This window comes from Chryseobacterium sp. SIMBA_038, assembly GCF_046535115.1.
Taxonomy (GTDB): domain Bacteria; phylum Bacteroidota; class Bacteroidia; order Flavobacteriales; family Weeksellaceae; genus Chryseobacterium.
This window is the reverse complement of record NZ_JAWRXH010000221.1, coordinates 1-264: the sequence shown is the minus strand read 5'-3', so window position 1 is coordinate 264 and position 264 is coordinate 1. Positions and strand designations below refer to the sequence as shown.

At 33.0% G+C, this 264-nt stretch carries 1 protein-coding gene; it reads right to left on the bottom strand.

Translation table 11 applies throughout. The features are described from left to right. Nucleotides 1-110 precede the first annotated feature (110 nt). The gene (locus SB689_RS23355; RefSeq protein ID WP_410694431.1) at nt 111-254 is read right to left on the bottom strand and encodes a cold-shock protein; all 144 of its coding nucleotides are present in this window, start codon (nt 252-254) and stop codon (nt 111-113) included. Nucleotides 255-264: the final 10 nt, after the last annotated feature.

Below are 264 nucleotides of genomic sequence, written 5' to 3'. Positions count from 1 at the left end.
ACCGAGATTCCTTTTTTGTAGGCACAAAAAAGAGACTGTCTTTTGGGGACAGTCTCTTTCTGTATTGTTCAAACGTATCTGTATCAAACAGATCGTTGTATGAATAAGTATTATTTAACAATCTGAATGTTAACAGCTGAAAACCCTTTAGGAGACTTCTCTTTTTCAAAAGATACTCTGTTTCCTTTTTTTACGAGTTCTGTACAGTTGTTATTATGGAAGAAGATATTCTCTTTAGTACTGTCTTCAGTAATGAAACCATAT